Origin of the sequence: Amycolatopsis ponsaeliensis (genome assembly GCF_030182635.1) — a bacterium.
Classification (GTDB): domain Bacteria; phylum Actinomycetota; class Actinomycetes; order Mycobacteriales; family Pseudonocardiaceae; genus Amycolatopsis; species Amycolatopsis ponsaeliensis.
Genome location: NZ_JAPZLD010000009.1, coordinates 135,045 through 153,428 on the forward strand (window position 1 = coordinate 135,045; position 18,384 = coordinate 153,428).

Consider the following 18,384-nt stretch of genomic DNA (forward strand, 5'->3'; position numbering starts at 1 on the left):
CGATCAACTCGTCCCGGCGAACCGCTCCACCAAATCAGGGAAGCCGAAGACGGTGATCCGGGTGATGCCGCCCTTGCCGAGGGTCAGGACTGCCAAGCCGAACGGCTCGCCGCGGTACCAGGTGGCCGCCGCGAGCTGGCCGTTCGCGCGGGTCGGGGTCATGTGCCACTCGCCCGGCTCGCCCATTACGTGTCGCAAGAATGCGACACAAGTCCGCTTTCCGGCGAACCACGACCGCGACGGCAGCGGCTCGATCACCGCGTCGTCACGCAGGACGCTCTCCAGGGCCGCCAGGTCCGAGTTCATGAACGCGCTCATGTAGCGGTCGAGGAGTTCGCGCTGCTCGGGCTCGGTGAGAGGGTTGACCTCCGGGGCGTCCTGGAGGGTGGCGCGGGCGCGCTGGAGGGTGCTCTTCACCGCCGCGACGCTCGTGCCGAGCATCTCCGCGACCTCGGCCGCCGGGAACGCGAGCACCTCTCGCAGGATCAGCACGGCGCGCTGCCGCGGTGGGAGCAGCTGCAGCCCGGCGATCAACGCGAGCCGGACGCCGTCGCGGGCCACGGCGATCTCCGCCGGGTCGTCCGCGTCGGAGGTGATCAGGGACTCGGGGATCGGCCGCGGCCAGACGTCGGCGGGTTCGGCCGGGACGGGCGGGGCATCCGGATCGGCCGCGGGCGCACCCAGCCCGGACGGCATCGGCCGGCGTCCCCGCTGCTCCAGCGCGGTGAGGCAGGCGTTCGTCGCGATCCGGTAGAGCCACGAGCGGACGGAGGCCCGGCCTTCGAAGCGGTCGTAGGCCCGCCACGCGCGGAGGTAGGTCTCCTGGACGACGTCCTCGGCCTCGTCGGGGGTGCCGAGCATGCGGTAGCAGTGGGCCAGCAGCTCACGCCGGTAGGTCTCGAAATCCACGGTCACACTCTTGCTGACCGTCGCGAGCAGCGAAAGGAATCGGTCAGGGCGAAGGCCGGACTTCCGGCTGCGGCGCGCGGTCGTGTTTCCGGAACTCGGCCCAGCCCATGTCGGCCGAGGCCAGGTCACGGAAGCCGGGCGCCGACCGCTTGAAGGCATCGAGCCAGATTCCTCGGAGCCACCGCCTCCGCGGCAAGCGTCAGGCGACGATGCGGGGCTCGGAAGCCAACCTCGACAGCGCCTGAGTAAGCCGCCGGGCCGCGGCCTCCCACTCCTCCAACGCGCTGCCCCTGCCCAGCGCCGCCGTCCTCAACGATCGGCGCAGCTCCGGGTCCGCGTACCACCGGTGCAACGCGTCAGCCAGCGAAAACGGGTCGTCCGGCTCCACCAGCAAGCCCGGCATCTCGCCGTCGGCGTCCACACCGAGCGCGTCGTACACCCCACCGACCTCGGTAGCAATCACCGGGATCCCGCGAGCCAGCGCCTGCGCCACGAACATCCCGGACGTCGCCGCTCGGGAGGGGATCACCAGCAGATCCGCCGCGTTGTACGCCGCGCCCAAGTCGACCGCGTCGCCCGCCAACGTGATCCGGCCGCCGAGGCCGAGGCGCTCGATGGACCACCCCAGCTCGTCGACGTACCCGCGGTCCGCCTCCAGCGAACCGGCCATCACACACGACAGCGCCAGGTGGTCGACCTCGCCGAGGGCCTGGACCAGCACGTCCTGACCATTCCGACGGGTCACGTCGCCGACGCACAGCAGCCGGGAGACGCCGTCGGCGCCCGCGGCCAGCGGGGCCGCGTCCGTGCCCGGCTTGGCCACGTACACGCGGCCCGGGTCCAGGTCGTGGCGGTCGATCAGCATCCTGGCCAGCCACGGGCTCGTCGCGACGACCATCCCGGCCATCCGCAGCGTCTCGCGCTCGCACGCGTCCAGCTCCGCCGCGTGCGCCGGGTCGAGGCCGGGCTCGTCGGCCAGGGCCTGGTGCACCAGCACCGCCAGCCGCAGCCGGCGCGCGTGCGGGACGACGATCTCGGGCACTCCCGACGCGATTACGCCATCGAGCAGCACCACCGTCCGGTCCGGCAGGGCTGCCAAGGATCTGGCCAGGCGACGTCTCGACGTCGCGTCCGGCTCCGGCCAGTCGCCGGCGAGCGGCAGCTCCAGCACCGGCTGCCCGACGGCGGGCAGGTTCTGGCACATGCGCTTGTCGTACGTGTCACTCCCCGGCGGCGCGGCCGGGAGGATGAACACCATCGGGTCGGCGGGCCTCATCGCGAGCGCCGGAGCAGGGCGGCGGAAAGGGACACGGCTACCTCCAGCGCGGTCGACGACGGTGACGCCTCATCTGTCACACGCGGCCGGCGGCGAGTTGGTTCAGCCCTGCCTGTCAATCATCCACACGCCGTTGACCTGGACCATCGTGAAGGTGTCGTTCTCGGCCTTGCCGCCGTCGTAGAGGACGGTCGCGGTCACCTTGCTGGGGCCGACCTCCTTGACGTTGGTCGCCTGCACCGACTTGTACTGCGACCAGAAGCTCCGGTACGACTCGTACGTCTGGTGTCGTGACGCCTTGAAGTTGGCGGTGAGCAGGTTCCACGACTGCGCGGGGTTGCTCGGCAACAGCGCGTAGTAGGCGGAGAGCGCCTGGGCGGCTGATGTCGTCGACGACACCGGCGAGACGGGCGTCGAGGTGGGCGGCGGCGTGGTCGTCGGCGCCGAGGTGGGCGCCGGCGAAGGTGACGCCGACGCCGGAGGTGTCACGGAAGCCGAAGCCGACTGCGAAGAACTGGCCGGCGGGGCGGCGGTGTCCTGCGGCGCTTTCTGCCGCACGACCAGCAGGATCGCGACGACGACCGCGACGCACAGCAGCGCCGCACCCGCCCCGACGGCGATCATGCCCTTGCGCGCACCCGGCGACACCGCGGCGACCTCGCCGGGCGGTGGCACGGCGACCGTCGCCGGCACCGTCGGCACCGTCGGCACCGCCGCCACCGCGGCGACCTCGGCCTCCGGGACCGTCGCCGCGAGCACCGACTCGCCCGGCTCCGCGTCCGGCAGCAGCGCGCGCAGCTCCCGCTCGACCTCGTCCATCGACGGCCGGTCGGCCGGGTCGGTGGCGAGCATCCGCTCCAGCAGCGGGGTCAGCCGCTCCGCCTTGGTCGGCGGCTCGATCTCCCCGCTGGACGCCTTGTAGAGCAAGGCGATCGGGTTGTCCGAGGTGCCGTACGGCGTCGAGCCCTCGACGGCCGCGTACAGCGTGGCGCCGAGGGAGAAGACGTCGGCGGCGAAGTCGGCGTCCTCGCCGCGGGCGACCTCGGGCGCGAGGTACGCGGGCGTGCCGGCGATCTCGCCGGTGGCGGTGAGCTTGACGTCACCGATCGCGCGGGAGATGCCGAAGTCGGTGATCTTCGCCGTGCCGTCGTCGGAGACCAGGATGTTGGCCGGCTTCACGTCGCGGTGCACGATCCCGACGCGGTGCGCGCCGGCCAGCGCCGAGCTGATCTGCGCGCCGATGCGGATGGCGTCGTCGACGGAGACGGGCTCGTCCTGGATCAGGACGGCGAAACTCTTCGACGGCAGGTACTCCATGATCAACCACGGCCGGTCCTCCTCCTCGAGGACGGCGAACACGGTGATCGCGTGGGAATGCTGCAACCGGGCGGCGATCCGCGCCTCGCGCATCGCGCGGTTCTTCGCCTCTTCGGTGCGGTGCTCGTCGTGGTCGTGCGGCAGCAGGAGTTCCTTGATCGCCACAGTGCGGCCGAGCATTTCGTCCTGGGCCCGCCACACCGTGCCCATCGCGCCGCCGCCGATCGGCTCGAGCAGCCGGTACCGATCGCGGATCCGGCGACTTTCCACGAGCATCCACCATTCTTGACAAAGTGTGCCGACGAGATCCGGCCAGCATGCCAGGATCATCGGCCGGCCGGTACCAACGTAACCGAAAACCTCGGACGGACAGCGCAATCTGGCGCTGTGGCGCTGCCCACCGTGTACCCGCAAATCCTAACGAACAACCCCATGTGCCCGATCAAGTGCGTCCACGATCTCCTTGCGCAGCCCGGCACCGACGGCGATCGTCGACGACGAACCCACGGTGTGCTCGCTCCCGTCGCGGTCCACGACGACCCCGCCGGCCTCGCGCACGAGCAGCACACCGGCCATGGTGTCCCACGGGTTGTTGGACAGGATCAGTGCGGCATCGAGCTTTCCGTCCGCCACCCAGGCGAGGTCGATGGCCGCGGTGCCGAGCATCCGGATCTTCTGCGCCCGCGCGCCGAGGTCCGACAGTAGCCGCAAGCGCGCCGCGTTCTTCTCTTCCGCCAACCGGCCTATCGCGAAGTCGCCGACGGCGATCATGGCGTCCGACATCTCCGTCGCGACGGACGCGCCGACGCGCTCCCCGTTCGCGAAAGCACCTTCGCCGCGCGACGCGGTGTACGTGACGCCGAGGTACGGCAGGGCGATCGCGGCGACCGTGCTGTGCTCGCCGTCCACCAGCGCCAGGGAAATCCCGCAGAGCGGAATTCCGCGGGCGAAGTTCGCGGTGCCGTCGATCGGGTCGAGCGCCCACCAGCGGCCGCCGCCGTCGCCGGTGCGGCCGCGCTCCTCGCCGAGGACGCCGATCTCCGGCGTCTCGGCCGTGAGGAACTCCCGCAGCGCGTCCTCGACCGCGGTGTCGACGTCGGTCACCAGGTCGCGATCACCTTTCGCGGAAACGGAAAAAGTCGGGCGCGACCGGACGATCGCGGTCGCCTTCGCCACGGCTTCGCGCGCGACGTCGAGTAGTGCGGCATGCTCGCTCATGACTCCAATCTAATGAAGGGACGTGCTCATGACCGACCTCTTCCCGCTCGCCACCAGCGTCGACGAGCAGCGGCGGGGCGCGGGGGTCGCGGTGCTGCCGGTCGGCAGCTTCGAACAGCACGGCGCGCACCTGCCCCTGGCGACCGACACGGTCATCGCGGCGACCCTCGCGAAGGCCGTCGCCGACGCCTACCCCGTGCTCCACCTGCCGCCGATCACGATCTCGTGCTCCCACGAGCACGCGGCGTGGGCCGGCACCGTGAGCATCTCCGCCCGCACGCTGCACGCCGTGGTCACCGACGTCGCCGCCTCGCTGAGCGCGTCCGGCGTCGGACGGCTGGTGCTGGTCAACGGGCACGGCGGCAACTACGTACTGTCCAATGTGGTCCAGGAATCCGCCGGCGCGATGGCGCTGTTCCCCGGCGTCGCGGACTGGCAGGCGGCGCACACGGCGGCCGGCCTGCGCACGTCGCTGGACGACGACATGCACGCCGGCGAGCTGGAGACGTCGATCCTGCTGCACGCGCACCCGCACCTGGTGCGGCCCGGCCACGAGACGGCCGACCACGTCACCGACCGGGAGCACCTGCTGACGCTGGGCCTGCGGGCGTACACGGAGTCGGGGGTGGTCGGCCGTCCGTCGCTGGCGAGCGCGGCGAAGGGACACGTCGTCCTGGACACGCTCGTCCAGCGTTTCGCCGGCGTCCTCGAGGCCCTGGGAGGTCGTGAGTGAGAAACAGGGTTAGAACCCTGTTTCTCACTCACGAGCGTCAGTTGCCGGCGAGGGCCTGCCCCAGGTGCGGCAGCAGGTGGTCCATCCGCTCGGCCTTCGTCCGGAGGTACCGCAGGCTTTCCGGGTTCGGCGGAACCAGCAGCGGAACCTGCTCGCTGATCCGGATTCCGTAGCGGGTGAGCTGTTCGACCTTCTGCGGGTTGTTCGACAGCAGCCGCACCGACCGGACCCCCAGGTCCTGCAGGATACCGGCCGCCGCGTGGTAGTCGCGGGCGTCGACCGGCAGGCCGAGCGCCACATTGGCGTCGACCGTGTCGAGGCCCTCGTCCTGCAGCCGCATCGCCTTGAGCTTCGCGAGCAGGCCGATCCCGCGGCCCTCGTGGCCCTGGACGTAGACCAGCACGCCCGAGCCCTCCTCGACGATCCGGTCCAGCGCCGCCGCCAGCTGTTCGCCGCACTCGCAGTGCGTCGAGGCGAAGACGTCGCCGGTGAGGCATTCGCTGTGCACGCGGGTCAGGGTCCCCAGCTCGGCGATCTCGCCGTAGACCAGCGCGACCTGCTCGATGCCGGTGCGGTCGAGGTAGCCGACCGCGCGGAACGTCCCGTGCCGGGTCGGCAGCCGGGTGTCGACCACCCGCTCGACCACGGGCCGGTGCGGCAGGTCCCCGATCACGTCGCTTGCGGTCATGATCTCAACTCCACTTCCGATTCGATCCCGGTGTCCGCCGCGGTGCGCGGAGCAGGCAGGACACCGGTGTGCGGAGCGCGGGTCACGCGGAACCCGGCGACGCTCCGGACGAGCAGGACACCGGCGCCGGGCAGGCTCGCGACGAGCGTGAGCACGCCGTAGACCACAGCGACGGTGACACCTTGGGCGGCTCCCAGGCCGGCCGCGCCGAAGAGCAGGGCGCAGACGCCCTCGCGCGGGCCGAAGCCGCCGACGTTGAGCGGGAGACCCATCGCGAGCAGCGCGAGGATCATCAGCGGCACGAGCTGCCCGACCGGCGCGTCGACCCCGGCGACGCGGGCGGCGACGACGAACAGCGCCAGGTGCCCGGCCAGCGTCGCGACCGAAAGGAAGCCCACGCCGGGCCAGGTCTCGCGGGTGAACAGGCCCAGCCGCAGGTCGGCGAGGGTGACGGCGAAGCCGCGACGCCACTTCGACTCGCTGTGGATCCACTTCCCGCCGAACAGGCGGCCGGTCACGAGCGCGCCGACGGCGGCCAGCACGACGACCACCCCGGTGATCGTCACGACGTCGCGGAACGCGCCGGGCACGACGTCCGGCGCCACGAGCACGACGGTGACCGCGGACGCGATCAGCACGAGCTGGCCGGCGGTGCGCTCCAGGACGACGGCGCGCACGCCGCGCGGCACGTCGCCCGAGTCGCGGCCGTGCTGCACCGCGCGGTGGACGTCGCCGAGGACGCCCGCGGGCAGCACACCGTTGAGGAACAGCGCGCGGTAGTAGTCGCCGACCGCGGTGCGCAGCGAAAGCCGCAGGCCGAGCCGGGTGGCGACGAGCTGCCAGCGCCCCGCGCTGAACAGCGTCGTCGCGAAGCCGATGACCAGGGCGGCGAGCACGCCGGGCGTGCTGATCCGGCCGAGGCCGTCGAGGAAGGCGTCGCTGCCGAGCTGCCAGACGAGGACGCCGAGGATGGCGAAGGCACCGAGGATCCGCAGCCAGGCCAGCGCGCGCTTCACGCCGCCACCTCCAGGCTCGGCGGCAGGACCAGCAGGTCGCCGTGGTGGATGACCGCGTGCAGCTCGCCGGCGTCGGCCATCTCGAGCCGCCGCTGCAGGTAGACGTCGGCGGCCGGGCGCAGCTCCCACAGCTGCTCGACGGCGGCGCCGACCCACCCTTCGAGCCACTGCCGCTGCAGTTCGGCCTGGTCGGGGCCGAGCCGCCAGGCGCTCTCGGCGCGGACGACCGTGGCACCGAGCCGGCCGAACGCGGTCGCGGCGACGTCCACCGCGGTCGGGCCGAGCAGCCGCCGGCCCCCGGTGAGCCGCCGCTGGTGGGCATTGAATGCTGCGGAGAGGGCGGCGTCGAGCGGGTCGGCGGGCGACAGCTCCACCCGGCCGGTGACCGAGAGCATCAGCAGCGCCGCGCAGCCCGCTTCGACGATGGCCCTGGCCAGCGCCGTGACCTCGGCTTCGGTCAGCAGGTCGAGCAGCGCGGACGCGGTGACGAGCGACGTCCCGGCGAGGTCGGCGGCGCGCAGCGCGGTGACGTCCCGCTGCTCGGCGACCACGTCGACCGGGCTGCCGTCCAGCGCGGTGGACGGCAGCGAGGTGCGGGCGCGGGTGAGCAGCTCCGCGTCTTCGTCGTGCAGGATCCAGCGCTGGGTGCCGGGCAGCCGGGCGGCCAGCCAGCGGCCGAGCGAGCCGGTGCCGCAGCCCAGGTCGCGGATGACCAGGTCGCCGTCCGGCAGGTTCTCGCGCAGCGTGTCGACGAGGTCGGTGGCGCGGGCCGCGGCGTCGGCGGGCTCCCGCAGGTACAGCCAGTCCGGCGCGAACGCGGTCATGCCGCCGCCTCCTGCCGCTGCAGGACGTCGGCGATCCGGCGGGCCGTGTCGTCCCAGCCGGGCAGGGTCTCGCGGCGCAGCTTCGCCGAGGCGCGCAGCCGCGTCCGCAGCTCCGGCTCGGTGAGCCAGCGGCGCAGGGCGGCGCCGAGCGCTTCGACGTCGTCGCCGGGCACGAGCATCCCCGGGACCGAGCCGTCCGGCGCGAGGCCGACGGTGTCGGGCAGCGCATCGACGTCGGTGGTCAGCACCGGCACGCCGCGGGCGAGGGCCTCGGTGACGACCATGCCGAACGTCTCGCCGCGCGAGGGCAGCACGAGCAGGTCGGCGGAGTGGTAGGTCGCTTCCAGCGCCGCGCCGGTACGGGGACCGGTGAGGGTGAAGCGGGCGCCGAGCCGGTGCTCGCGCAGCCGCTCGACGTACTTCGTCTCGCGCCGGATCCCGCCGACGCACTCGCACGTCCAGCGCAGGTCGGCGACGGTTTCCAGGGCCTGGGCGAGCACGCCCTGGCCCTTGCGCGGGGTCACGTTGGCCACGCAGACCAGGCGGGACATGCCGTCGGTGCCGATGGCCGGCGGAGCCGGGTCGACGCCCGGCGGCACGGCGTGGACGCGGTGCGGCGCGAGACCGTGGTGGCGCACCAACCGGCCCGCGGCCCACTCGCTGGTCGCGATGACGGAGCTCGCGGCCCGCAGCGTCTCGCGCTCGAGCGCGTCGAGCTCGGCGGCCAGCGCGGGCGGCAGGCCGGTCTCGTCGGCCAGCGGCAGGTGCACCAGCACCGAGAGCGACAGCCGGCGTGCCTGCGGGACGACGACCTCGGGCACGCCACAGGCGACCAGGCCGTCCAGCAGCACCGCGGACCCGGTGGGCAGCGCGGACAGCAGGTGGCCGAGGACCGCGCGGGCCTCGGTGTCCGGGCGCGGCCAGCTGCCGGAGACGGCGATCTCGTGGACGTCGAGGCCGGCTTCGGTGAGCCGGTCGCACAGCCTGCGGTCGTAGGTGTTGCCGCCGCTCGGGACGGACGCGTCGTCGACGTCCCCGGGGAGGACCACGTACAAGCTGTTCACAGCGCACGCTCGTAACTCGCCCAGGCGACGTGCGATTCCTTCAGCGAGACGGCGATGCCTTCGAGGCCGCGCGCGCCTTCGCCGAGGCGTCCGGCGTGGACGGCGTCGGCGAGGCGGTCGGCGATGACCTTCGCGAGGTATTCGGTGGAGGTGTTGATGCCCTTGAACACCGGCTCGTCGTCGAGGTTGCGGTAGTTCAGGTCGCTCAGCACCGCCCCGAGCTCTTCCGTGGCCTTGCCGATGTCGACGACGATGTTGTCCTCGTCGAGGTCGGTGCGGCGGAAGGTGGCATCCACCACGAAGGTCGCGCCGTGCAGGCGTTGCGCGGGTCCGAAGACTTCCCCGCGGAAGCTGTGGGCGACCATCACGTGGTCACGGACGGTGATGCTGAACACCAAGACCTCCGATGCGTTCGGGTGGACGTGGTCACTGCGGCTGATACATGACACGGAGGCAGAGGGCGGAAAGTTCATTCGCGGCGAGCCGGGGTAGCACCGACGGAAGATCTTCAAACATGCACTCGTCGCTGACCAGTGCTTCGAACGCCGGATCGGCCAGCAGCTCGAGGGCGAGCCCGAGCCGCTGGGCGTAGTCGCGGTCGGGCCGCGCGACCGTCCCGACCTGGCTGCCGCGGATCGTCAGCCGCCGCGAATGGAAGTTCTCGCCGAGCGGCACGCTCACCCGGCGGTCGCCGTACCAGGACAGCTCGACGACCTCGCCTTCCGGCGCAAGAAGCTCCAAGGCCTTGGCGAGGCCGGCTTCGCTGGCGCTCGCGTGCACGACGAGGTCGCAGTCGCCCAGCGCCGCTTCCGGCGTCGAGAAGCCGACCCCGAGGGCGTCGGCGACCTCGGCGCGCGACGGGTCGACGTCGATCAGCTGCACGCGCGTGGCCGGGAAGCCCTGGAGCAGTTTCGCGACACTGCAGCCGACCATGCCGGCGCCGATCACGGCGATCCGGTCGCCGAGCTTCGGCTTCGCGTCCCAGACGGCGTTGACCGCGGTCTCGACGGTGCCGGCGAGGATCGCGCGGCCGGGCGGGACGGCGTCCGGCACCGGCGTCACGGCGCTCGCGGGGACGACGTACGCGGTCTGGTGCGGGTAGAGGCAGAAGACCGTCTTGCCCTTGAGCTCGTCCGGGCCCTGCTCGACGACGCCGACGTTGAGGTAGCCGTACTTCACCGGCCCGGGGAACTCGCCCTCCTGGAACGGCGCGCGCATGACGTCGTGCTGGCTCGCCGGGACACCGCCGCGGAAGACGAGGGTTTCGGTGCCGCGGGAGACGCCGGAGTAGAGCGTGCGGACGAGGACTTCGCCGTGTTCCGGCTCACGAAGGGTCACATCCCGGAGGGCGCCTTCGTCGGGGCTTTGAACCCAGAAAGCCTGTTCCACGTGTTCTCCTCTGCAGGCGACCGGAGGCTGGTGTCGCCGCCACCCTATGAGCACCCGTGCCGATTCGCGGAGTAAAAGATGATCAAGAACGGACTTCTCCTACGCTCGGCGGTCCCGGTGTGGGCACTCGTCGCCGGGGCCGGTTTCCTTTCCCCGATCGCCTGGGCGACCGGGGCCGCGTACGGCCTCGCGCTGGTACTGCTGACGGGCTGGGGCCTGCGGCAGAGCGGCCGCGGGAAGTTCGGGCCGGCGGACTGGATCACCTTCGCCCGCGCGGTCCTGGTCGGCGGTGCGGCCGAGCTGATCGCCGACGGCGGTCACCCGCTCTGGCTGCTGGTCGGGCTGGTCGCGGTGGCACTGGCGATGGACGGCTTCGACGGCCAGGTCGCCCGCCGCACGGGCACCGCGTCGGAGTTCGGCGCGCGGTTCGACATGGAGGTCGACGCGTTCCTGATCCTGCTGCTGTGCATCCAGGTGTCCCGCACGCTCGGGCTGTGGGTGCTGGCGATCGGCCTGATGCGCTACGCGTTCGTGGCCGCTTCCTGGGCGTTGCCGTGGCTGACGGCGCCGCTGTACCCGAGCATGGCCCGCAAGACGGTGGCCGCGGTGCAGGGCGTGGTCCTGGTCGTGGCGGTGTCCGGCCTGCTGCCGTGGGCCGTTTCGTTCGGCTTCGTGGTGGCGGCGCTGGTGTCGCTGGTGTGGTCGTTCGGCCGGGACACCGTGTGGCTCGCCCGCCACCGCGTGGCGACGTCCGAGCCGGCCCGGATCGTGGAGATCACCCGCGCGACGCTGCGGCGTCCGCACGGGACGGTCTGGCGGGGCCACAACCAGGCGGCTTGAGCTTTCCCCTTCAGCCCGACTCGCGGGCCGCCCGGGCCCGGCGCTTGCCCTCGTGCATCGCCAGGACCCGGGCGATCGGGATGGTGTGCCCCTCGGCCACCAGGTCCGCCGGCAGCACGAACGGCTCGGGCATCTCCTCGGTCCAGGCGTCGGCGCCGTCGCCGAGCTGCGCCGCGGCCGTCTGCACCGTGAAGTCGCCCGGCTTCACCCCGTCCAGGTCGGCCCACCGGACCGGGAACGACACCGGCGCGCCCGGCCGGTGGCGCGGGCTGTACACCGACACCACCGTCGCGCCGCCCGCCCGGGTCGAATCCAGGAACACCTTGCCCTCGCGGCGGTCCTTGACGAACTCGGTCGTCCCGAGCGACGGGTCGACGCGCTCGGCACGGGCCGCGACCGCCCGCGTCGCCGCCGCGATGTCCTCGGTCGACTGGCCCGGCGCCAGCGGCACGAAGACGTGGACGCCCTTGGAACCGCTCGTCTTCACCGCGCCGTCGAGGCCGTCCGCGCGCAGTGCTTCGCGCACCAGCCCCGCGGCCCCGATGGCCAGGGAGAACGGCCCGTCGGCGGGCGGGTCGAGGTCGAGGATCAGGTGCGTCGGGCCGTTTCCGGCTTCGCCGCGGTAGAGCGACGTGTGGAACTCGATCGCGCGCTGGTTGCCGAACCAGATCAGCGTGCGGAGGTCGTTGCACAGCGCGTACGAAACGTCCCGTTTGGACGCTTCGGCCCACACCGAGACCCGCTCGACCCAGTCCGGCGTGTACTTCGGCAGGTTCTTCTGCATGAACGGGCCCTGCCCGCGCAGCACCCGCAGCACGGTCAGCAGCCGGTCGCGCAGTTCGGGGAGCATCCGGTCCGCGACGGCTTCGAGGTAGTCGAGCCACTCCCGCTTGGTCACCCCGGCACCGGAGAAGACCTCCTGGTCGAGACTGCTCAGCTTGACGCCATGGCGAACCTCGTCGCTGCTCATCGGCCCACCTTCGCGCCCGCGCGCGAAGCGGTCAACTCTCAAAATGGCAGCTGTGAGCGGAGCCGGTCGAGCCAGCGGTCGACGGTCGCTTCCGGCCGGTCCGGGTCGTTGACCTGCCGGGCGGCGTCGGCGCGCTGCCGGACGTGCTCGCCGACCGTCGCCGCGTACGGCGGCAGGACGAAGACGTCCTGCCAGTACCCGGCCCGCATCTCGACGGACGCGACCTGCTCGTAGCCGGCGGTGGCCCTGGCCGCGTCGAAGCCGTAGCGCTTGCCCACCGGCTGCGGGCCCACGGACGTCACGACGAGCACCGTCGGCCGCCTCCGCATCACTACCTCGGTCGGATCGGCGCCGTGGGCGATCTCCGGGTCGTTGAGGCCGATGTAGTCGATCGACGTCCAGCCGCTGTAATACGGGATCGCGCCGGCGTCGGTGACGGCGACGGTCCGGTCCGCCACCGGGACGTCGGACTCGGCCAGCGCCTTGCCGATCGGCACGTGGGCGCGCTGCAGGTCCATCCCGTAGTTCGAAATCAGTCCCAGCTCGGGAGAGCTCGTGCCGGCGACGGCCGACCAGCCGACGGCGACCAGCCCGAGTACCGCACCCACGACGCGCTGGGTCAGCGTCCCGGCGGCGATCCCGGCGCCGAGGCAGAGGACGGGGATCGCGTGGTCGGCGAAGCGGTCGAGGTAGTCCATCGTCGGGCCGGACACCGCGTACGTCACGTACGTGACCGCGACCGTGACGACCAGAAGCCCGCCCGCCGCCCGCGTCGCCCTGCGGAGCACGAGCGAGAGTGTCAGCAGCAGGAGCGGGAGGAGCAGCAGCGTCGTGTGCTTCGTCCAGACCCAGCCGGAGTCGAGGTTGCCGAACTTGACGTAGAAGGTGTTCGGGAGCAGCTGGCCGTAGAAGCGCCACCGCCACACGAAGTACGCGGCGCCGACGACCGCCGCACCCCCGGTCCACCACCAGCGGGCCGCACCGCGTTCGCGGATGAACCACAGGGCGACGACCGGCAGCGCGGCCAGCACGCCTTCCGGCCGGAGCATGCCGAGCAGGAGCAGCAGCACCGGCGGCTCCCACGTCCGCACCCGCTCGTTCGCGAGCACGCGCAGCCCGAGCACGACGACGCGCAGCAGCACCGCGGCGAACGCGGCCGTCTCGAGCCCGGCGGTGATGTGGAAGTACGTCGGCAGGAACACGACGTACGCGCCGGCGCCGACCAGGACGCCCGTCAGCCCGGCGCGGCGGTGGCCTTCGCGGACCAGCAGGTACAGCGTCCCCAGGCCGAGCAGCAGCGACGTCACCTTGGCGAACAGCGGCAATGCCAGTCCGAGCCACGCGCCGAGGCCCGACCAGACGACCCAGGCGAAGTTCGTGAAGCCCTCGACGCGCGGGCCGTCGACGTTCCACACCGGGCCGTGCCCGGCCGCGAGGTTCGCCGAGTAGCGGAAGCTGATGAACGCGTCGTCGATGGTGAGGGACCAGGCGGCCCAGGCGCCGGCGAGGAAGACGGCCAGGAGGACCACGGAGACCACGATCAGCGGGGCCCGGCGGGCGGTCCGGACCGGCGTGGTCTCGGCGGGCTCGACGTCGGTCTCGATCGCCGTCATGGGATCCCCTCGGGTGGCGGAGCCGACACTCTAACGGGGTAAGTCAGACGAGCGGACGTCCGGTGCGCAGGCGGCGGCGCAGGTCCCAGAGACAGAGGTTGAAGGGGAACCGCCGCACCGTCGCGGGCAGCAGGCGGGTGACCCGGCCGAGCGTGGCGAGGAGCGCGTCGAAGCGGCGCTGGTCGGCCGCGGTCCAGGGCAGGCGCATCTCGTCGCGGAAGCGCTGCGGGAGGAAGCCCGTCGTGACGAAGCGGTGGAACCGCCGCCCCGGCGCGGCGACGACCGGGTGCAGGAACCGCAGGTCGACGATGTCGGTGAGGTAGCGGCGGACGGTGTCGTCGACGCTGACCTCGTCGAGCCCGGCGGCCCAGTACTCCTCGAAGGCCGAGCGGTCCGCCGGCCACATCTCGGGCCGGACCTGCAACGTCGTGCCGAGCGCGGCGGCCTCGCCGTAGAAGTGCGCCGGCTCGCCGCCGACGAACGCGAGGTAGACGTCTTCGAAGCCCTTGTAGAGACAGGCCGCGACCCACAGCTGCAGGTCGGTGTCGAAGGCGTTGTAGGCGACGGGACTTTCGGCGCTCGAATGCACCTGGGCATGGGCCTCGTTGACGCCGCGCCGGTAGGCGGCGCGCTCGGCATCGGTCCCCATCGTGGCGACGGCGAGGTAGGTGAGGGTGGTCCGCGTCCGTTTCACGGGATGGCGGAAGAGGTTGCCGCTGTCGACCTTGCTTTCGAGCACGCCGTAGCCGACGGGCGCGCGGGAGAGCTGCATGATCACGTTCGCGCTGCCGGCGAGCAGCCCGGCCCCGACGACGGCGTCCTGGAGGGCGGTATCGGTCATCTTTGACGCCTCCTCGTCCTCCAGGGAACGACACTGTTGACGAGGTGTCAAGAGCGGTAGCTCGCCCGGGCGAACGCGATCAATGCGCGTGCCGCCGGGCTCAGCGGACCGTCCGTCCGCCACGCCAGCGCCAGCACACCCCGCAGCCCCGGCCCCGCGATGGTGATGACCCGCAGCTCGGCCTCGTGGTACCGGCCCAGCGACTCCGGCACCACCGCTACCCCCAGCCCCCGCGTCGCGAGCTGGACCAGGACGTTCGGGTCCGCCGCCTCGAACGCGATCCGCGGCGCCAGTCCCTCGCGCGCGAAGGCGGCGTCCAGCGCCGTGCGCAGACCCGTGCCCTTCGGCAGCGCCATCAGCGGGAGCCCGGCCAGGTCCGCGATCACGATCTCCGCGCGATCCGCCAGGAGGTTCGTCGTCACGGCCACGAACGGCTCGTCGATCAGCACCTGCGTCGCGATGCCGGGCGGCGGGTCCGTCGAGAGGCCGACCACCGCCAGGTCGAGCCGGCCTTCGCGCAGGGCCGTCAGCATCGTGTCCGAATTGGCCTCGGACAGCGTGATCTCGACCGCCGGGTAGCGCTCGTGGAAGCGGGCGAGCAGGTCCGGCAGCTTCACCGGGCCCGCCGACGTCACCGCGCCGATCGCGACCTGGCCGCGGACCAGCCCGGCCAGCTCGTCGACGGCTTCACGGACCCCCTTCACCGCCGCGAGCGCCGCTCGCGCGTGGGGCAGCGCCGCCGCGCCGACGTCGGTGAGCCGGACCGTGCGTCCCGACCGATCGAGGAGCTCCTGCCCCAGCTCGCGCTCCAGCCGCCGGACCTGCGCGCTCACCCCGGGCTGGGCGACGTGCAGCCGTTCCGCCGCGCGCGTGAAGTTGCCTTCCTCGGCGACGGCGACGAAGTACGCGAGCTGGTGCAGTTCCATAAGCGCTGATTCTAGTAGCCAGACGAACCAGATCTTGGACTTCTGATCGTCGCGGCGCGAGGCTGGAAGCAACGAAAGGAGCCCGGAAATGCACACCCTTCGCCCTGGTCAGGACGGGTACGCCGAAGAGGTCGCCGGCTTTCAGACGTCCGTCACCACGAAGCCCGCGGTGGTCGTCGCCGCCGAGTCCGCCGAAGACGTCGTCGCCGCGGTGCAGTACGCCGCCGAGCACGACCTGACCGTCTCCGTCCAGGCCACTGGACACGGCCTGACCGCCGGCACCGACGGCCTGCTGATCAGCACGCGCCGCATGACCGGTGTCGAGATCGACGGGCGGCAGAAGACCGCGCGGGTCGGCGCCGGCGTCCGCTGGGGCGCGGTGATCGAAGCCGCCGCGAAGCACGGGCTGGCCCCGCTGAGCGGCTCGTCGCCCGACGTCGGCGTCGTCGGCTACACGCTCAGCGGCGGCTTCGGCCTGATGGCGCGGCGGTTCGGCCGCGCGGCCGACCACGTGCGCGCGATCGACGTCGTCACCGCCGACGGCGAACTCCGCACCGTGACGCCGGGGGCCGAGCTGTTCTGGGCCCTGCTCGGCGGCCGCGCCGGTTTCGGTGTCGTGACCGCGCTGGAGTTCGGCCTGGTCCCGGTGACCGAGCTGTACGGCGGCGGGCTGTACTTCGACGCCGCGGACCTGCCGTCGGTGCTGCGCGCCTGGCGGACGTGGTCGATGACCGCACCCGACGACCTGACGACGTCGATCGCCGTGGTCCCGCTGCCGGACCTGCCGTTCCTGCCGGAGCCGATCCGCGGGAAGCACGTCGCGAACGTGCGGATCGCGTACCTCGGCGACGACGGCGAGAAGCTCGTCGCGCCGCTGCGGGCCGCCGCGCCGGTGCTGCTGGACACCCTGAAGCGGTTGCCGTACACGGATTCGGGGTCGATCGCGAGCGACCCGCCGCACCCGCACCCCTACCACGGGACGAACGCGACGGTGGAGGTGCTGAACGACGGGATGCTGACGTCGATCCTCGAGCACGCCGGCCCGGGCGCCCCGGTGGAGACGGTGCTGATCATCGACCGTCTCGGCGGCGAGCTCGCGCGCCGGAAGGGCGACGGCGCCGGCTGGGACTCGGCGGCGGAGTTCGTGGTGCGGGCGCTGTCGGTGGTCGAGGACGGCGTGGACCCGATCCGCCGCGCGCACGCGAAGCTGTTCGACGCGCTGGCGCCGTGGTCGACGGGCCGGCTGCTGCCGTTCCTCTACGGCGAGCACTCGGCCGCGGACCTGGCGACAGCCTTCCCCGCCGGGGACCGCGCCCGGCTGAAGCAGCTCAAGGCGAAGTACGACCCGGCGGGGAGGTTCGGCTGAGGCGTCAGCGCTCGAAGACGACGATCGGGATGAGCCGCGTGGTCTTCGTCTCGTACTCGGCGAAGCCCTCGGCGTGCGCGACCATGCCCGCGTAGAGGCGGTCGCGCTCGGCGCGGTCCTCGACCACGGTGGCGGTGGCCTCGAACGTCTCGGTGCCGACCTCGAGGGTGACCTTCGGGTTGGCGACGAGGTTGTGGAACCAGGCCGGGTTCTTCGGGGCGCCACCCATGGACGCGGCTACGACGAACTTGTCGCCGTCGCGGGTGTAGACGAGCGGCGACAGGCGCACCTGCCCGCTCTTCGCGCCGATCGTGGTGAGGAGCAGCACGTTCTTGCCGTCGAAGTAGTTGCCGACCTTGCCCTCGTTGGCCCGGAACTCCTCGACGACCTGGGTGTTGAAGTCGTTCATGTCGGCTGGCGTAGTCATGGGATCCCCTGTTTTCTGGCCGGTACGCTCGTGCCCCGAGGTACGCTCGGGAGACCGATAAGCGTTTGCTTTGCAAACAAAGCTACCGACGGGAGGCAGGCGGTGTCAACGCAGGGCGGGTTGAGCCTCGAAGACGGCGTGCGCAGGCTCCTGCTGCTGATGCCACGTCTGGTCGGCCGCGCGAAGCGGACCCCGGTCCCCGACGAGCTGGACGGCTGCGCGCTCGCGCCGCGGCACCTGTCGCTGCTGTCGATCCTGCTGTTCGACGGCCCGATGACGGTCACCGAGCTGGCGGGGCGCCTGGAGGTCGCCCCGACGACGGCGAGCCTGATGGTCGGCGACCTGAGCCGTCAGGGCGTGCTGAACCGCGACGAAGACCCGGCGGATCGCCGCCGCACGATCGTGAGCATCACCCCGGAGCGGCGTCCGGCGGTGGACGCGTGGCTGGCGCGCGGCGCGCAGGCGTGGAGCAACGCGCTGGCGCCGTTGACGCCGGCCGAGCGCCAGCTGGTGATCTCGACGCTGGAGGCCTACGAGCACGGCACCTGCGAGGGCCCTGCCTGTTAGCGGCTCAGTCGTCGGAGTTCTTTTCCCGGGCCAGCTTCCGCTGCGCCTCCGCGCGCTCACGGCACTTGCGGAGGAACTCGTCGTCGTCATCCGGGCTGCCGGCCGCGAACCGGCCCGGGCGGTCGTACTCCGGGTACGCCGGCGCGTTCCGCTCGTACGGGCCGCGCGCCCGCGTCACCTGCTGCGGCCGCCCCGCGACCAGCCAGATGATCGACCCCACCAGCGGCAGTACCAGCACGACGAGCAGCCACAGCCCCTTCGGCAGGTTGCGGCAGGACGACTCGTCCGTCGTGATCACGTCGACCAGGCAGAAGATCCACAGCCCGAGCGTGACGACGCCGAGCAGACCATCGAAATACAGCATTTCCCGCGCCTTCCCCCAAGAAGATGAACGCGGTAA

20 protein-coding genes are annotated in these 18,384 nt (G+C 72.1%); 4 read left to right on the forward strand and 16 right to left on the reverse strand.

The window, feature by feature from the left end; genetic code table 11:
- Positions 1–3 precede the first annotated feature (3 nt).
- The 4 genes from QQ657_RS15715 to QQ657_RS15730 form a co-directional block, all read right to left on the reverse strand.
- Complete coding sequence (locus tag QQ657_RS15715) at positions 4–915, reverse strand: RNA polymerase subunit sigma-70 (RefSeq protein ID WP_434056741.1); 912 nt, start codon at positions 913–915, stop codon at positions 4–6.
- 193 nt (positions 916–1,108) lie between these two features.
- Positions 1,109–2,167: a glycosyltransferase gene (locus tag QQ657_RS15720; RefSeq protein WP_284743016.1), complete on the reverse strand. Its 1,059-nt coding sequence runs from the start codon at positions 2,165–2,167 to the stop codon at positions 1,109–1,111.
- A 120-nt stretch (positions 2,168–2,287) separates the two neighbouring features.
- Entirely contained in the window at positions 2,288–3,778 is a 1,491-nt protein-coding gene (locus tag QQ657_RS15725) for a serine/threonine-protein kinase (protein WP_284742876.1), read from the reverse strand.
- A 141-nt stretch (positions 3,779–3,919) separates the two neighbouring features.
- Positions 3,920–4,720, reverse strand: a complete 801-nt coding sequence (locus QQ657_RS15730; protein WP_284742877.1) for an inositol monophosphatase family protein — start codon at positions 4,718–4,720, stop codon at positions 3,920–3,922.
- A gap of 28 nt (positions 4,721–4,748) precedes the next feature.
- Between QQ657_RS15730 and QQ657_RS15735 the strand changes: the two genes are divergently transcribed.
- Positions 4,749–5,453, forward strand: a complete 705-nt coding sequence (locus tag QQ657_RS15735) for a creatininase family protein (protein ID WP_284742878.1) — start codon at positions 4,749–4,751, stop codon at positions 5,451–5,453.
- Between the two features lie 37 nt (positions 5,454–5,490).
- On the opposite strand, the gene ribA is transcribed toward QQ657_RS15735, so the two are convergent.
- The 6 genes from ribA to QQ657_RS15765 are packed head-to-tail and all read right to left on the reverse strand — an operon-like array spanning position 5,491 to position 10,434.
- Positions 5,491–6,141 (reverse strand): GTP cyclohydrolase II, encoded by a 651-nt coding sequence (gene ribA / locus QQ657_RS15740; RefSeq protein WP_284742879.1) that lies wholly within the window; start codon positions 6,139–6,141, stop codon positions 5,491–5,493.
- Positions 6,138–7,157: a lysylphosphatidylglycerol synthase transmembrane domain-containing protein gene (locus QQ657_RS15745; protein WP_284742880.1), complete on the reverse strand. Its 1,020-nt coding sequence runs from the start codon at positions 7,155–7,157 to the stop codon at positions 6,138–6,140. Before QQ657_RS15745 ends, ribA begins: the two co-directional genes overlap by 4 nt.
- The gene (locus QQ657_RS15750) at positions 7,154–7,981 is read right to left on the reverse strand and encodes a methyltransferase domain-containing protein (RefSeq protein ID WP_284742881.1); all 828 of its coding nucleotides are present in this window, start codon (positions 7,979–7,981) and stop codon (positions 7,154–7,156) included. Before QQ657_RS15750 ends, QQ657_RS15745 begins: the two co-directional genes overlap by 4 nt.
- On the reverse strand, positions 7,978–9,045 hold the full coding sequence (locus QQ657_RS15755) for a glycosyltransferase family 4 protein (protein ID WP_284742882.1): 1,068 nt from the start codon (positions 9,043–9,045) through the stop codon (positions 7,978–7,980). The genes QQ657_RS15750 and QQ657_RS15755 overlap by 4 nt, the downstream gene beginning before the upstream one ends.
- Positions 9,042–9,440, reverse strand: a complete 399-nt coding sequence (locus tag QQ657_RS15760; protein ID WP_284742883.1) for a 6-pyruvoyl trahydropterin synthase family protein — start codon at positions 9,438–9,440, stop codon at positions 9,042–9,044. The genes QQ657_RS15755 and QQ657_RS15760 overlap by 4 nt, the downstream gene beginning before the upstream one ends.
- Before the next feature lie 31 nt (positions 9,441–9,471).
- Positions 9,472–10,434 carry a zinc-dependent alcohol dehydrogenase gene (locus tag QQ657_RS15765; RefSeq protein ID WP_284742884.1) on the reverse strand — a complete coding sequence of 321 codons (963 nt, stop codon included), beginning with the start codon at positions 10,432–10,434 and terminating at the stop codon, positions 9,472–9,474.
- A 78-nt stretch (positions 10,435–10,512) separates the two neighbouring features.
- On the opposite strand from QQ657_RS15765, the gene QQ657_RS15770 reads away from it, so the two are divergent.
- Positions 10,513–11,274, forward strand: coding sequence for a CDP-alcohol phosphatidyltransferase family protein (locus QQ657_RS15770; protein WP_284742885.1), 762 nt, complete (start codon positions 10,513–10,515; stop codon positions 11,272–11,274).
- A gap of 10 nt (positions 11,275–11,284) precedes the next feature.
- Here the strand turns inward: QQ657_RS15770 and QQ657_RS15775 are convergent, their stop codons facing one another.
- The 4 genes from QQ657_RS15775 to QQ657_RS15790 are packed head-to-tail and all read right to left on the reverse strand — an operon-like array spanning position 11,285 to position 15,624.
- Positions 11,285–12,244 carry a DNA polymerase domain-containing protein gene (locus tag QQ657_RS15775; RefSeq protein WP_284742886.1) on the reverse strand — a complete coding sequence of 320 codons (960 nt, stop codon included), beginning with the start codon at positions 12,242–12,244 and terminating at the stop codon, positions 11,285–11,287.
- Positions 12,245–12,282: 38 nt separating this feature from the next.
- Positions 12,283–13,857 carry a DUF8728 domain-containing protein gene (locus tag QQ657_RS15780; RefSeq protein ID WP_284742887.1) on the reverse strand — a complete coding sequence of 525 codons (1,575 nt, stop codon included), beginning with the start codon at positions 13,855–13,857 and terminating at the stop codon, positions 12,283–12,285.
- Positions 13,858–13,900: 43 nt separating this feature from the next.
- Positions 13,901–14,698 carry an oxygenase MpaB family protein gene (locus tag QQ657_RS15785; RefSeq protein ID WP_284742888.1) on the reverse strand — a complete coding sequence of 266 codons (798 nt, stop codon included), beginning with the start codon at positions 14,696–14,698 and terminating at the stop codon, positions 13,901–13,903.
- A gap of 47 nt (positions 14,699–14,745) precedes the next feature.
- The gene (locus QQ657_RS15790; RefSeq protein WP_284742889.1) at positions 14,746–15,624 is read right to left on the reverse strand and encodes a LysR family transcriptional regulator; all 879 of its coding nucleotides are present in this window, start codon (positions 15,622–15,624) and stop codon (positions 14,746–14,748) included.
- Between the two features lie 88 nt (positions 15,625–15,712).
- Here QQ657_RS15790 and QQ657_RS15795 point away from each other — a divergent pair, with 88 nt between their 5' ends.
- Positions 15,713–16,990, forward strand: coding sequence for an FAD-binding oxidoreductase (locus tag QQ657_RS15795; protein WP_284742890.1), 1,278 nt, complete (start codon positions 15,713–15,715; stop codon positions 16,988–16,990).
- A gap of 4 nt (positions 16,991–16,994) precedes the next feature.
- Here QQ657_RS15795 and QQ657_RS15800 read toward each other — a convergent pair whose 3' ends face one another.
- Entirely contained in the window at positions 16,995–17,417 is a 423-nt protein-coding gene (locus QQ657_RS15800; RefSeq protein ID WP_284742891.1) for a nitroreductase family deazaflavin-dependent oxidoreductase, read from the reverse strand.
- 102 nt (positions 17,418–17,519) lie between these two features.
- Here QQ657_RS15800 and QQ657_RS15805 point away from each other — a divergent pair, with 102 nt between their 5' ends.
- Positions 17,520–17,984: a MarR family winged helix-turn-helix transcriptional regulator gene (locus QQ657_RS15805; RefSeq protein ID WP_284742892.1), complete on the forward strand. Its 465-nt coding sequence runs from the start codon at positions 17,520–17,522 to the stop codon at positions 17,982–17,984.
- A 4-nt stretch (positions 17,985–17,988) separates the two neighbouring features.
- Here QQ657_RS15805 and QQ657_RS15810 read toward each other — a convergent pair whose 3' ends face one another.
- Positions 17,989–18,348, reverse strand: coding sequence for a PLDc N-terminal domain-containing protein (locus QQ657_RS15810; protein ID WP_284742893.1), 360 nt, complete (start codon positions 18,346–18,348; stop codon positions 17,989–17,991).
- Between the last annotated feature and the right edge of the window lie 36 nt (positions 18,349–18,384).